We start from the raw sequence: 14616 nt of genomic DNA on the forward strand, positions 1-14616 counted from the left end.
TTTAAACTCTAACGCCTATTTGAAAATAGGTAAATCCAAGCTCTTTTAAAATTTTTGAATTGTATTGATTGCGACCGTCAAAAATAAGCGGGTTTTTAAGCCTTTTCTTCATCTCGTCAAAGTCAGGCGACCTAAACTCGCTCCACTCAGTCACAAGAATCAAAGCATCGGCATCATCTAAAGCATCATATTTGCTTTTTGCATATTTTATTTTAGAATGGATTAGATATTTTTTGGCCTCATTTACCGCCTTTGGATCGTAAGCCACAATATTTGCACCTGCATTTTCAAGTAAATTTATAAGGGTTAAAGAGCTAGCCTCTCTCATGTCATCTGTATTTGGCTTAAAGGCAAGCCCCCAAATGGCAATCTTTTTATCTTTTAAATCTTTGTTAAAATAATTTGAAATTTTATCGAAAAGCACTCTTTTTTGAGCCTTATTTCTCTCTTCAACCGCATTTAAAAGCTTTGGTTCAAAGTCGTTTTGTTTAGCAGTATAGATTAACGCCTCAACATCCTTTGGAAAGCAGCTACCGCCATATCCACATCCTGCATAGATGAAACTATATCCGATCCTAGAGTCGCTTCCTATGCCTTTGCGCACCAAATTTACATCCGCCCCAACTCTTTCGCATATATTTGCTATCTCGTTGATGAAGCTTATTTTAGTAGCCAGCATCGCATTTGCCGCATATTTAGTCATCTCGGCAGATTTTACGTCCATTGCTATAAATCTATCGTGATTTTTCATAAAAGGAGCGTAAATTTCGCGCATAACCTCTTCCGCCCAGCCTCCGTTTGAGCCTACTACTACACGATCAGGTTTTAAAAAATCCTCAATCGCGGCACCCTCTTTTAAAAACTCCGGATTGCTTACAACCTCAAATTTTATATCCAAATTTCTTTTTTTTAGCTCTTCGGCTATGATATTTTGCACCTTTTCACCCGTGCCTACAGGAACGGTTGATTTATCCACTACGATTAACGACTTATTCATATTTTCGCCTATGCTCTTTGCAACCTGCAAGACATATTTTAAATCAGCCTGCCCGTTAGCTCCCATAGGCGTGCCAACCGCTATAAAAATTACATTTGCATGATCTAAAGCCTCTTTTATATCGGTGCTAAATTTAAGAGTTTCGTTAGCAAAGCACTCGGCGACCATCTCGGTAAGCCCCGGCTCATATATAGGCACTATCCCTTGCTTTAAGTCATTAATCTTTTCTTTATTCACATCTACACAAATTACACTATTTCCCATTTTGGCAAGACACGCACCGCTTACAAGACCCACGTATCCGGTGCCTATAACAGCTATTTTCAAAAATATTCCTTGAAGTTTTATTAAGCTTAGATTATACCTTTTTTAGGTTTATTAAATTTTAAATTTAGTTGAATAAATTCAATTCAAAAGATGTGAGATTAAAAGCTTTTACGCTCTTTTCTCCCACTCAAGAGCCGTTTTGATTATAAATTCCAAGCTATCTCTCTTCGGAGTCCAGCCGGTTAGTTTTCTAAGCTTATTTGCGTTTGATATTAACGCTACAGGATCGCCATCTCTCCTGGATGAATTTATAACTTTAAAATCTGCTCCGCTTACTCTCTTTGTGGCCTCTATAACGCTTTTTACACTAAAACCGTATCCATATCCGACATTAAAAATCTCGCTACTATTGCTATCTATATATTTAAGTGCGGCAAGATGAGCGTCTGCAAGATCATTTACATGTATATAATCTCTCACGCAAGTGCCATCTTTTGTAGCATAATCGTTTCCAAAAATTTTCATATTTTCAAGCTTTCCAAGAGCTGTTTGCGTAGCTACTTTAATTAGATGAGTTGCGTTTGGATAATTTTGACCTATAAGGCCCTCTTCATCGGCTCCGGCTACATTAAAATAGCGCAAAATAGCAAATTTAAAGCTACTATTTGAAGATGCATAATCTTTTATGATCTGTTCGCTCATTAACTTAGAGTGTCCATACGGATTGATAGGATTTGTAGGGCTTAATTCGCTAACTTCAGGAGTGTCGGCCTCTCCGTAAACGGCAGCCGTAGAGCTAAAAATAAATTTATTCACGCCAAATTTTTTACAATAGGTCAAAATTCTAGCCACGTTTGCAGTGTTATTTAGATAGTATTTTAAAGGCTCTCTAGTGCTTTCAAGAACCTCTATAAAAGCCGCTAAATGAATAACGGCTTCAAATTTTCCATTATAAAAAATTTTAGTTAAATCATCCTCTAAATTTATATTTATAAACTCAAATTCACCCATGCTTTTAATGGCATGTATGGCGGCTATCGAGCCCTTTGAAAGATTGTCTATTACGGTTATTTTATGCCCACCCTCTTTAAGAAATGATTTTAGAACGTGAGAGCCTATATATCCGGCTCCTCCAGTAATTAAGATATTCATTTAAAAACCTTATTATAAAATTTAGTAATTTTATCAAAATTCTATTAATAAAGGCTAATAAAACATTTGGCACATTTAATTGCATTTAATATTTATTAATTAATATTATACTAATTTATACATAATCAAAAAACATTATATTAAAGACTACTTTAATATATTTTTACTCAATTGTTATTAATTAAATATTTATTATATAGTTACTTTTTAACGAAAAATTTAAATTTTATTCAACTTTTTCGTTAAAAATTGATTTAAGTCAATTAATCTCTCATTTAAATGTAATATTATTACGAAATATTAATCTATCTATAAGGAGGTTTTTTGAAAGTCATAGAAAAAGCTAAAAAGCAACCCTATTTCTTGGCTACATTAATCCTTGTGATTAGCATAGGTGTTGTTTTGGGGCATGGACTTTATACCTTCGTATATGCAAAAGGTTTTTCATATATGAGTGATGATCCATCAGCTTGTAAAAACTGCCATGTTATGAATCAGGTGTTTGAAAGCTGGGAAAGAGGTGGGCATCAACACGTTGCAACATGTAATGATTGTCATGTTCCTCATGATTTCATAGGCAAGTGGATGATGAAAGCTGAGAGTGGTTTTGGTCACAGCTATGCTTTTACTGCTAAAGACAACCCTGTGCCTTTTAGCGCTAATGCAAAGAGCAAAAAGGTAATTCAAAACAACTGTATAGGGTGCCACGGAGAATATGCTGCGACTTCGGTTAATGCCAAAGCTCACGGTGGAGATCCAAATATACAAAACGAATCTTTAAGTTGTGTCTCTTGTCATAGGCAAGTCGGTCACGCTCATAACTATTAAAATCAAGGAGTTACAATGAAAAATAAACTATTGTTTAGTATAATTTTTATTCTAGCTGTTATCGGCGGCGCAGGAATGTTCGCACTATTTAGCGATATCAGTGAGAAAAAGGCGCAAGAGAGGCACTACCCTCTAATGCTTAACAAGGTTAGTGACCTAAACCCTGATATCAGAGAGTGGGGCAAAAATTTCCCGACTCAATATGATGATTCAGTAGCGATGAAAGATATCTTTTTTGAGACACCTTTTGCCGGCTCGGTACCTTACAGCAAGCTCATGAGATGGCCTGCCGCTACCGTTTTTTGGCAAGGATACGCATTTGCAGTAGATTATAATAGACCTAGACTGCACTTCTATCAGCAAATCGACCAAATAGAGACAATGAGAAATAACAAAGAGTATCTAAATGCTCACGGTCTTCCTGCATTTAATGGGCAGCCGGGTTTTTGTGTAAACTGCCACACAGGTCACCTAACGGCTATAATCAATGATCCTAGTTATACGGTATTACGCACAGATCCAACAGAATCAAGCAAGCAAGACATGCCTTTCTTTGATATTGATAAAGAGAATGGAAAAGCAAGAAAAGAAGCTTGGGCCAAGATGAATGCTATACCATATTTTGATGTAATGAAAATGGTTGAGGAAAAACACGGAAAAGATGCTTATGGAGGCTCTCACTTGGGTTCAAGTTGTGCAGACTGCCACCATCCTGACGATATGAGTTTAAGAGTTACAAGACCTGGATTTGTTAATGCTATGGTTAAACGCGGATACGAGGCTGATATAAAACAAGGCATCAAGGCTACAAGAGCCGAGATGAGAGACTATGTCTGTATGCAATGTCACGTAGAATACTATCCTGGAAAACAGGCTACTTTAGTATTCCCATGGTCAAAATGGCCAAAAGATGAGCCGTTTAAAATAGAGATGTTTGATCAACATTTCGATGAGATGCATGATAAAGGTCTATTCTTGTCGGACTATAAACATAAACAAACCGATGCCAAAATGATAAAGATGCAGCACCCTGAGGCAGAATTACACTCTACAAGTATTCACGCCAGGAGCGGAGTAACTTGCGTGGATTGCCATATGCCTTATAAGAGAGTTGGCGCAACAAAAGTTACAAACCATATAGTTCAAACTCCTTTTGCAGATATAACAGCAAGTTGTAAAACATGCCACATGCAAAGCGAGGATGAGCTAAAAGATAGAATTTCATTTATTCAAAATCGCCATGCTCACGAGCTTAGAAAATGCGAAAACGACCTGTTGTCCTTAATTGAAGATCTAAAAACAGCAAGAGTTGAGCTGGCTAAACATAGTGATTTTTCAGGGCTTGCACCTGATGAGCAGAAAAAATCTATAAGCGAAGCCTTAAAAGAGCCTCTATGGATGCACAGAAAAGCGCATATTAGATGGGATTTTGCGTTTAGTGAGAATAGCTACGGATTCCACGGGCCACAAGAGTCTGCTAGAATCATAGGACAATGCCAATCAATCGCAAGAGAGGGGCAACTGCACCTAGCCAATACTCTATCTAAATACGGTATAACAATAGCTCTAACACAAACAGCTACCATACCTGAGCCACCTGCAAAAATTGAATTGCACCATGGTCTAGTCGGAACTCCTCCGTCAGACAGACTAAAGAAACTTGACGAAGACGTCAAAAATCTAAACTTTAAATAACACTTTTCCCGTCCTATAAACAGGGCGGGATTTTAAATTGATTCTAAAATTTTATTGGAATGCTTATTTGCTGTAATTATCAAAATCCATACCTATCCTATGTCTAGAACTTTATTTAACACTAATACACTTTTTAAAATACTCTTTTTATTATAATAATTTTTAATAACTATAAAGAATTTTTCTTAAAATCAAGGACAAATGTAAATTTAAAAATACAAAAAATATCTAATTTTTGTATTTTTAAATAAATAAAAAATTAAACTTATAGATTTATGAGAATATTTTTACTAAAATAGTCATTCCTAAAACAAAAGAAATATATTTAAATATGCGACACCATCTAAGATACATAAAAAATTCCTCGATATCTTTACTGACATAAGATGCTCTGCCAGAGACAAGAAACCTATAAGTCCAAATATACAAAAATAAGCAGATCACAAAAAGCGCATAAAGCATATTCTACCCCTTGAATATATCAACGGCAATCACAATAGCTAAAATTAAAACTATCCATTTGGATAAGCCTCTAACAATATATGCATGGTCTTTTAACGGATGGTTAATTCTAGACACAATATTTGAGACATAAAAAATTAAAGAGAATACAATTAAACAAAAATAAACCACAATAAACCCTTTTTTCTTATTTCTATAGAAATGATTTCTATAACAAATTGTAAATGGATTTTATACTAAATAAACTTATAGAAAACTTTTCTATAGGAATGAAATGCTAAATTTACCGGAAATAACAACAGAAGAAGAGAATAATAAATTTTTAGATGCTGTCGCTTCAAACGTAAAGAAGATTAGGCAGGATAGAAGCTTAAGTCAGCTCGAAACCGCTCTTAGTATAGGACAAGCATCAAGCGGATTTTACGCTAACATGGAAAACAACGCTCACGGCAAACACTTTAATCTGCTACATCTATTTAAACTATCCAAACTATTTAAATGTGATATTTGCGATTTTTTTAAGGATACCGAAATAAAAAAATAAAGAAACCCGCAAATAAAATTTAATACTAATCCATATCCATAAAGCTACTTTAATTCAACCGTAATTTATAAAACCTGAAAATAAATATGAGTCGTAAATCTTAAATTTAAGTCTTAAAAATTATAAAATTTAATACAAATTAATCCTTTCTAACTCTTACAAAAACAGGAAATCTAGGAAGTCCGTTTGCGGTTAAATTTTGAAATTTGTATGTTATCACTTCGCCGATTTTTGGTGGATTTATTCGCTCCTCATCGCTAAAGCCTGAGCCTATCTTAAAGCGCTTTTTATCGCTTGTTTCGCAGGTAACAGAGCCAAGCTTGCCTTTAAATTTGCCACTGCCTTCATTAAGTGAAACGACCTCGCACTCTGCGTCCTTAAATTTTTTATATTTCATATCGTTTTTACTTCTGCCGTGATAATAGGCTAAATTTGGCTTACGAACTACCACGCCTTCGCCGCCAAGTGCAATTATCTCATCTAAAATTTCTTCAAGATGGGCATTATCTCTTAATTTTATCTGCTTGATTATCTTTATTTTTTCGCCGCTAATCTCATTTTTTGATAGAAAATTTTCAAGCTTTTCAAGGCGTTTAAGCAGTCCCTTTTCACTGCTTGGAGCGTCAAAAACGTAAAATTTTATCTCTTGCCAAGCCTTTTCATCAGGATTTTTATCCATCACTATCGACTGGATTTTTTCAAACTCGCCTCGCTTCGTATAAAGCTCACCGTCAAGCGCAAAAGACGGAAAATTCAAAGTGAAATTTTTAGGAGCATTTATCTTTTTGCCGCTTCTTGAGAGTAAATTTTCTCCGTCCCAATAAGCTCTAACTCCGTCAAGCTTTTCGCTTGCAAGATATCCGCTTACATCCTTTTGATCAAATTCGCTAAGTTTTAAAAGCTCAAATTTTGTGTTTTTACCTACTTGCTCGCTCGCTAAAGAGTGCAAGGCAAAAGTAGCAAAAAACAGCAAAACAAGAGTAAAAATTCTCAAATTTTAACTCCGTAAAACTCGCAATACCACTCTACAAATTTCGCCACACCCTCATTTACGCTAGTGCTTGGCTTGTAGCCAAAGTCATCTATAAGCCCGCTTACATCAGCATAAGTTGCAGGTACGTCGCCTGCTTGTATCGGCATAAAATTTTTCTTTATCTCTCTGCCGATTTTTATCTCGATCGCCTTTATGTAGTCCATAAGCTCGACCGGATTATTATTGCCGATATTGTAAATTTTATAAGGTGCTTTTGATGTTGCGGGGTCGGGATTTAAGCCGCTCCAAGAAGAATTTGGCGAAGCCGGGTTATCCACGCACTTAATTATGCCTTTTACGATGTCATCGATATAGGTAAAATCGCGCTTCATCTTGCCGTGGTTAAAGACGTTGATAGCCTCGTTTTTAAGCGCAGCATCAACAAACAAAAATAGCGCCATATCAGGTCGCCCCCAAGGTCCATAAACGGTAAAAAACCTAAGCCCGGTTGTCGGCAAACCAAAAAGATGACTATAAGTGTGAGCCATCATTTCGTTACTCTTTTTACTAGCCGCATATAGGCTAATAGGATGCTCGGTGCTGTGATGCGTACTAAAAGGCATCTTTTCATTTAGCCCGTAAACCGAGCTCGAGCTTGCATATACGAAGTTTTTTAGCTCAAATTTACGTGCGCACTCAAGCAGATTTACAAAGCCTACAATATTGCTTTGCACGTAAGCGTGAGGGTTAATTAGCGAATAACGAACCCCTGCTTGAGCGGCTAAATTTACTACACAGTCAAATTTAAACTCGCTAAAAAGCCTTTCAAGCACGCTTAAATCAGCCAAATCAGCTTTGATAAAGTGCAAATTCGGATATTTGCAAGAAGTTATCAGCTCATTTTCTTTGATATCTTGCCTGCTAAAGCCCGCAGTTTCAAGCCTTGCGTATTTTAAATTTACGTCGTAATAGTCGTTGATATTATCAAGCCCGACTACTTCATCGCCACGCTTTGCAAGTGCAAGTGAGAGGTGAAATCCGATAAATCCAGCCGTTCCAGTTACTAAAATTTTCATCATTATTCCTTTTAATTCATACCGATTTTACTAAAATTTGGCAAACTAATTTCACTCATCATCAAGGTTAATTTCCGGCAATCTCTCTTCAAATTTAGGTTGATTTTTAGCCTTCAAATTAATCTCGCTAGCCTTTTTTACCATACCGCCAAATCCGCTTTTAGCCAAATGATCCTCAAGCTCATCAATGCCTATACGTTCTGACTCATTATCATCCTCTTCGTCTTCATCAAATTCTCTAGTCACTATCTCGTAATCAAGCTCACCCTTTAGCCTTGCAAGTTCCATTTCGATAGCCTCACAAAATACGGGCGTATAACCCATTTGTGAGCATTTTTGAATCAAAAATTCACTCATGTCGGCTAAAAAGCTAGCGTAATCGTCTTTTGTTAAATTTCCACGCAAAAGCTCATATTTTAAAAACAGCCAATATGTATTTAAAGTATCAGACTCGCAGTATTCATTGATCTTGGCTATCTCACCCGCAAAAAACAGCTGCATAACCTGATCGCCGTGAATATCGTATTTTCCGGGCAAATTTAGACTCGCGCAAAGAGTATCAAGCTTTAGCCCGCTAACGGCACGAAAATCACTAATATGATCAAGCAAATCAAGATGAAAGCGCCCATCATATCTGCTTCTATAATTTTCCCACTTATTTTTATTAAGCTCCTTGTTATCGCTTTCAAAATAGGCAGGGCAGCTTAGATTATAACGCATGGACCGCACCATAATCATCGGCAGATCAAAACCGCGTCCATTAAAACTAATTAATCGCGGATTATACTCATTGATGAAATTTATAAATTTGGCCAAAATTTCCTGCTCATTTTCACCTTTCATTGTGCTAACGCGTAAAAATCTGCCAAATTCATCCGCCATTACCGCAGATATTGCGACTACTTTATGAAACATCACCGGTAAAAATTCGCTTCCGCTAGCCTCTTTTTGATCCCAAAATGCAGCTTTACAAACATCCAAATCACTGCCTCTATATCCGTAAACTCTCCTTAAAAGCGCAGTATCAGGAACAGTTTCACAATCAAATACACAAATATAACTTTTAGACACTTCAAACCTTTTTTAGCCAAATATTTGTAAAATGATACCAAAAATAGTGAAATTAAGCGAAAAAATGAGCCAAGATTTAAAGAGCCAAAGCCTTAAAATAGCCATCATAAAACTCTCCGCGCTAGGCGATATCGTACATGCTAGTATAGTGCTCGAGTTTATCAAAAAAAATCTCGAATCAGCCGGCATAAACTATGATATTTCATGGATAGTAGATGAAAAATTTGCCGAGATATTAGAAGGTCATGAGCTAATTTCAAATCTAATAAAAATTCCGCTAAAAGATAAAAAATTTCTAAGAACCTATAAAATTTTAAAAGATGCAGGAAAATTTCATATAGCCATAGACTTACAAGGACTTATCAAATCGGCGATAGTTGCGAAAATTTTAGATACGAAAATAATTTACGGATTTGATAAAAATAGCGTCAAAGAAAACCTCGCAAGCCTATTTTATACTCACAAATTCTCATGCGACTACAACGAAAACATTATAATTAGAAATTTAAGCCTAACGGCTTTTGCGTTAGGATTTAAATTTGAAAGAGATGAAATTTTAAACAAAAAGCCATGCCTTATGGCTTATGAAAAAGCAGAAAAAAATGAGCCTAAACGCATACTTATAGCGCCTTTTGCAAGCGAAGAGAGTAAGTGCTATGATAAATTTAAAAGAGTTATCAAAATGCTTTCAAACTATAAAGTTCACGTATGCTTTGGTAACAAAAAAGAGTTTGACAAGCTAGAAGAGATCGTCAAATACACAAGTGCCGATGTTCTTGAAAAAATGTCCTTAAAAGAGCTTGTTAAGTTTATAAATGGCTGCGATCTCGTCATAGGAAACGATAGCGGGATAACTCATATCGCTTGGGCTCAAAATATCCCGTCTATAACGCTATTTGGCAACCGCCCTAGCCAGCGCAATGCCTATATCACAAATAAAAACATAGTAATAGATGCATGCAAAAAAATAGATGCCAGAAAGATAGATAAAAATGACTTTTGCATCCGCGAAATAAAGCCTGAAATCATAGCTGAAGCAGCCGAGAGAATACTAAATGCGTGATATTTTTTATCTTTTGATCTATTGGTTTTTTAAATTTTTGCTCTTTATACTACCGGATTTTTTACTAAGCCTTTTTTTAAATTTGATCGCAAATTTGTTTTACAAATTCGATAAAAAGCACAATAAAACTATCATGGCAAATCTAAATTTCGCCTATGAAAACGAGCTTACAAACGAACAAAAAGAGCAGATAACAAAAAATGTATATAAAAATTACGCAAAATTTGCAGTTAATTTCATTAAAAATCAAAACAGCACAAAAGAAAAGATATTAAAAAGAGTCAAATTTAAAAATCTTGAAATTTTTACAAACGCTTTAAAATCAGGTCGTGCCATTATAGTCCAAACCGCTCATTATGGCGAATGGGAGTTATTTAGTCTAGCTATGGCGGCAAAATTTGGACCGGTAAGCATAGTAGGAAGAGTCCTTGATAGTAGTGTGATGCAAAAAATTCTAAAGGCTAACCGCACTCAATTTAATATAGAACTCATAGATAAATCAGGCGGTGCAAAACAGATTTTAAAGGCTATAAAAGAAAGAAGACTGCTTGGAATATTAGTCGATCAAAATACTGCTAAAAGCGATGGAATAGAAGTTAGCTTTTTTGGCAAAAGAGTTCTTCATACCCCATCGGTTAGTATATTTGCTCAAAAGAGCGATGCTATAATAATTCCGGCTTTTATAAGAATAAGCGATGAAGATAGCAAAATCAATGAAATTTGTTTTTTAGAACCTATTGATATTAGAAATTTTAGCAAAGACGAAGCGATTTTGAAGGCTACTCAAGCCCAAGCTGATGTTACAGAAAAATTTATTAGACAAAAACCGGATGAGTATTTTTGGTTTCATAAAAGATTTAAGCACTTCAATGAAGAAATTTACAGATGATTAGCGTAGTAATTTTGACATTAAATAGTGAAAAATATCTAATAGAAGTGCTTGAAAGCGTAAGATTCGTGGACGAAGTTATAGTCCTAGATAGCGGCTCGACAGATAAAACGGAAGACATTTGCAAAGACTTTGAAAACGTAAAATTTTACTATCAAAAATGGCTTGGATTTGGCAAGCAAAAGCAAGCTGGAGTAAATTTGGCTACAAACGATTGGGTGTTTGTTCTTGATAGCGATGAGGTTATCTTAGAGCCTTTAAAAGAGGAAATTTTAGAAATTTTAAAAAAGCCTAAATTTGATGCTTATAGGGTGGCTAGGCTAAATTTCTTTTTTGGCAAAGAGCTTCGTTCCATGGGACTATATCCTGACTTTACGATAAGGCTTTTTAATAAAAACAGAGCAAATTTTGATGACAAAGAGGTTCATGAAAAAGTTGTTGTAAACGGCACTATCAGCGAGCTAAAAAATTACTTTAAGCACTACGCTTATGAGAGCATAGAGCAGTTTATCGCCAAACAAAATCGCTACTCTAGCCTAGGGGCTAAAAAAAACAAGCTCAAGGCGGTATTTAATCCCGCATGGACTTTTTTTAAACTCTTTGTTTTAAAAGGCGGGTTTTTAGATGGCTGGCGCGGATTTATCGTAGCCAAGCTATATTCGCAATACACATTTTGGAAATATATAAAATGAAAAAAAATAAAAAATTTAAAATTTTAGTTATGAAATTTAGAAATATCGGCGACGTCTTGTTAACGACTCCGCTTATTGCCAACCTCAAGCATCACTTCCCTGAAGCGCAGATAGATTTTGCTCTAAATAAGGGTTGTGAGGCGATGATAGAGGCAAACCCGAACATAGATAACGTCTATATTTACGATAGGGAGATAGTCAAAAACGAGGGATTTTTAAAAAAACTATGGCTCGAGCTAAAATTTATACACTCAATCAAGAAACAAAAATACGATATCGCGGTGCAAACAACCACCGGAGATCGCGGAATAATAATAGCAAAATACGCAAAAGCTAAAAAAATCATAGGATTTGAGGGTAAAAACAAGACCATAAATAAATTTATCACCCTTAAAGTGCCAAAAATAGCCTCAAAACATACGGTAGAGCGAAATTTGGATGTACTTAAGGTGCTTGATTTGGAGCCTGTAAGTAAAAAAGTTGAGATATTTTTCGATGAAAATTTAGTAGATAGTCTAAGTTTACCCGAAACTTTCGTTCATTTTCACCTTACCAGTCGTTGGATGTTTAAATGCGTAAAAGATGAGATAATGGCCGAGCTTATTGATTTTTGCGAAAATGAACTGGGTGTAAAAGTAGCCTTAACTGCAGATAAAAACGAAGCCGAGATGAAAAAAATCGCTTCAGTTTTGGCTCTTTGCAAATCAACTCCACTAGATTTTGCAGGAAATTTGAGTCTAAAAGAGGTTGCCGCACTTAGTAAAAAATCGGCTCTTTTTGTGGGTGTAGATACTGCGATAATGCATATCGCCGCAGCAAATGACACTCCCATAATAGCATTTTTTGGTCCAAGCGGAGCCTTTGAATGGGGTCCTTGGGACAACGATTTAATGCAGTCAGAATACAAAGAGCGAAATGGAGTGCAAAGAATGGGAAAACACACGGTTTTTCAGCAAAACCTAGAGTGCGTGCCATGCGGTAAAGACGGCTGCGATGGAAGCAAGATAAGCGAGTGCTTGATGGATTTTGATTTAGAAGCCGTAAAAGAGGAGATAAAAAGAAAGCTAAATATTTAGTCTTTAAATTTTGAATAAATTTTATGTATAGCTTCATTACCGTAGATAAGTAGGCTCTTTTTTAGCCACCATGCTCCTTTTTTGGCTGCAATTCTTCTTATCTCTTCAAGATTTCCGTCAGCTAAATTTACGCCGCGTTTAGTAGTATAAAATATCTCGTATCCAAGCTCTTTAGCTTCCTTTAGCCTAGTTTCATCATATTCTCCTCTGGGCCAACACAGGTGTTTATCATCAAATCCCAAGCGTTTTTTTATGATGTTTTTACAAATTTGCAAATCCTCTTTAAATGGCAGACTGCTAAAATAATCATCATTATGCGCATTCGTATGAGAATGAAAGCTAAATATATCGCTCATTTTCTCTATCTCATCCCAGTTTAAAAATAGTCCGCCAGGATTTTCGGGAGCCATTTTCTTGGCCTCCTTGTGAGTAAGAGGTGTAAAATCTGCTCTATTTAATGCATTTTGCTCGCTAGCCTTCTCTATCCAAGATGTTACAAGAAATATTGTAGCCTTTAATCCAAATTCTTTTAAAATAGGATAGGCATAATAAAAATTATCTCTCCAGCCATCATCAAAGGTTATAAATACGCTCTTTTTTGGCAATTTTAGCTCGCCTTTTTTATAAGCTAAAAATTCGCTAGGAGTAAGAGCTTTGTATCCGTTTTTGGACAAAAAGCTCATCTGCTCTTTAAATTCGTTCACGCTACTTGTTATAAATCCACTATCTTTCAGGACATGATGATACATTAAAACAACTACGCTCACTTCAAAAACTCCCTAATTTCATCCGCGATACTCTCGTAATTTCGCTTGTTAATTAAAATTTCAAGCCCGTTTTTAGCCATATTACAAAGCTCATCTCTTGAAGTGACGCAAATTTTTTCAACCATACCGGCTATATTATTACCTATAAAAAACATAGTTTTATCGTCAAAAAGCTCTCTGCACTCGCCTACAGCAGAGCTAAAGCCAACAAGTCCGCAGCTATAATAGTCCATAACCTTAGTCGGAGAGCATAGATCATAAAGCCTATTTATGGGCACATAAAAGCAACCCACATCAAATTCTCTCATAATATTAAAAATCTCATCCTTACTTACCGCATGATGCAAGACAATCCTACTGTCTTTTGGCAAAATTGTCTTGGCATACTCATAATCTTTGGTATAAATTTCAAGCCTAAATTCACTTCTAGCCTTACAAAATTCATTAAAAAAATCATCCATCTGCCTATTGATGTCAATCGCGCCTATATATATAAATTTTTTTACCCCGCTCTTTTGTAATGGCTTAGTTATATCCTTTGTATTGATGCCCAAAGGAAGTGCTAGAACAGATGTTTTTATATCATCAAAAAACTCTTTTTTCATTAAATTTGAAATAGGAAAAAATCCGTCACATTGGTTTATCAAATTTTTATATAAAATCAAATTTATCCTATATTTTACAAACTTAAACAATAAATTTTTGCCGCGAATTTTAGCCTCATGATAACTTCTATAAAAGTGCGGGAAGCTAAGCTGAAAATAGAGTTTAAAGTCATATTTCTTTTTTAGTTTTACCGCATTTTTTAAAACATCTAAAAAATTTCTAATGATTATAAAGTCTACGTTTTTAAGATCTAAAAAATGCTGATTTATAAGTTCTAGCGCTCTGCTTCTATCTTTTTTAAGTATGAAAATTTGATTTTCTTTGATTGTAAAACTATCGGTAAAATATACGCAGTAAATTTTAAAATATCGTTTTAAAAATCCGTTTATAACATTTTCTATAAAGCTATGATTAAATTTTTCATCCTTATCGCTAATAAAAAGTAGAGTTTTCATCTG

Annotated in this window: 14 protein-coding genes; 7 read left to right on the forward strand and 7 right to left on the reverse strand. The window is 35.3% G+C overall.

Going from position 1 to position 14616, the window contains the following annotated elements:
- Nucleotide 1: 1 nt before the first annotated feature.
- Nucleotides 2-1324, reverse strand: coding sequence for a UDP-glucose dehydrogenase family protein (locus CDOMF_RS08210; protein ID WP_260951511.1), 1323 nt, complete (start codon nt 1322-1324; stop codon nt 2-4).
- A gap of 108 nt (nt 1325-1432) precedes the next feature.
- A complete protein-coding gene (gene galE, locus CDOMF_RS08215; protein WP_260951512.1) occupies nt 1433-2416 on the reverse strand; it encodes a UDP-glucose 4-epimerase GalE in 984 nt (327 codons plus the stop codon).
- Nucleotides 2417-2740: 324 nt separating this feature from the next.
- Between galE and nrfH the strand changes: the two genes are divergently transcribed.
- From nrfH to CDOMF_RS08230, 3 genes are all read left to right on the forward strand, one after another.
- On the forward strand, nt 2741-3244 hold the full coding sequence (nrfH, locus tag CDOMF_RS08220) for a cytochrome c nitrite reductase small subunit (protein WP_442863505.1): 504 nt from the start codon (nt 2741-2743) through the stop codon (nt 3242-3244).
- A gap of 15 nt (nt 3245-3259) precedes the next feature.
- Nucleotides 3260-4939: an ammonia-forming cytochrome c nitrite reductase subunit c552 gene (locus tag CDOMF_RS08225; RefSeq protein ID WP_260951513.1), complete on the forward strand. Its 1680-nt coding sequence runs from the start codon at nt 3260-3262 to the stop codon at nt 4937-4939.
- Between the two features lie 736 nt (nt 4940-5675).
- Complete coding sequence (locus tag CDOMF_RS08230; protein WP_260951514.1) at nt 5676-5945, forward strand: XRE family transcriptional regulator; 270 nt, start codon at nt 5676-5678, stop codon at nt 5943-5945.
- A 139-nt stretch (nt 5946-6084) separates the two neighbouring features.
- On the opposite strand, the gene CDOMF_RS08235 is transcribed toward CDOMF_RS08230, so the two are convergent.
- The 3 genes from CDOMF_RS08235 to CDOMF_RS08245 are packed head-to-tail and all read right to left on the reverse strand — an operon-like array spanning nt 6085 to nt 9065.
- Nucleotides 6085-6939, reverse strand: coding sequence for a DNA ligase (locus CDOMF_RS08235; protein ID WP_260951515.1), 855 nt, complete (start codon nt 6937-6939; stop codon nt 6085-6087).
- A complete protein-coding gene (locus tag CDOMF_RS08240) occupies nt 6936-7994 on the reverse strand; it encodes an NAD-dependent epimerase (RefSeq protein WP_260951516.1) in 1059 nt (352 codons plus the stop codon). Before CDOMF_RS08240 ends, CDOMF_RS08235 begins: the two co-directional genes overlap by 4 nt.
- A 51-nt stretch (nt 7995-8045) precedes the next feature.
- Complete coding sequence (locus tag CDOMF_RS08245; RefSeq protein ID WP_260951517.1) at nt 8046-9065, reverse strand: 3'-5' exonuclease; 1020 nt, start codon at nt 9063-9065, stop codon at nt 8046-8048.
- 64 nt (nt 9066-9129) lie between these two features.
- On the opposite strand from CDOMF_RS08245, the gene waaC reads away from it, so the two are divergent.
- The 4 genes from waaC to rfaQ are packed head-to-tail and all read left to right on the forward strand — an operon-like array spanning nt 9130 to nt 12785.
- Nucleotides 9130-10128, forward strand: a complete 999-nt coding sequence (gene waaC, locus CDOMF_RS08250; RefSeq protein ID WP_260951518.1) for a lipopolysaccharide heptosyltransferase I — start codon at nt 9130-9132, stop codon at nt 10126-10128.
- Nucleotides 10121-11017 (forward strand): lipid A biosynthesis lauroyl acyltransferase, encoded by an 897-nt coding sequence (locus CDOMF_RS08255; protein WP_260951519.1) that lies wholly within the window; start codon nt 10121-10123, stop codon nt 11015-11017. The genes waaC and CDOMF_RS08255 overlap by 8 nt, the downstream gene beginning before the upstream one ends.
- Entirely contained in the window at nt 11014-11709 is a 696-nt protein-coding gene (locus CDOMF_RS08260) for a glycosyltransferase family 2 protein (RefSeq protein WP_260951520.1), read from the forward strand. The genes CDOMF_RS08255 and CDOMF_RS08260 overlap by 4 nt, the downstream gene beginning before the upstream one ends.
- Nucleotides 11706-12785 carry a putative lipopolysaccharide heptosyltransferase III gene (gene rfaQ, locus CDOMF_RS08265; protein WP_260951521.1) on the forward strand — a complete coding sequence of 360 codons (1080 nt, stop codon included), beginning with the start codon at nt 11706-11708 and terminating at the stop codon, nt 12783-12785. Before CDOMF_RS08260 ends, rfaQ begins: the two co-directional genes overlap by 4 nt.
- On the opposite strand, the gene CDOMF_RS08270 is transcribed toward rfaQ, so the two are convergent.
- Nucleotides 12782-13552 carry a polysaccharide deacetylase family protein gene (locus CDOMF_RS08270; protein WP_260951522.1) on the reverse strand — a complete coding sequence of 257 codons (771 nt, stop codon included), beginning with the start codon at nt 13550-13552 and terminating at the stop codon, nt 12782-12784. The genes rfaQ and CDOMF_RS08270 overlap by 4 nt on opposite strands.
- Nucleotides 13549-14613 carry a glycosyltransferase family protein gene (locus CDOMF_RS08275; RefSeq protein WP_260951523.1) on the reverse strand — a complete coding sequence of 355 codons (1065 nt, stop codon included), beginning with the start codon at nt 14611-14613 and terminating at the stop codon, nt 13549-13551. The genes CDOMF_RS08270 and CDOMF_RS08275 overlap by 4 nt, the downstream gene beginning before the upstream one ends.
- Between the last annotated feature and the right edge of the window lie 3 nt (nt 14614-14616).

This window comes from Campylobacter sp. RM16187 (assembly GCF_025319965.1).
Lineage (GTDB): Bacteria > Campylobacterota > Campylobacteria > Campylobacterales > Campylobacteraceae > Campylobacter_A.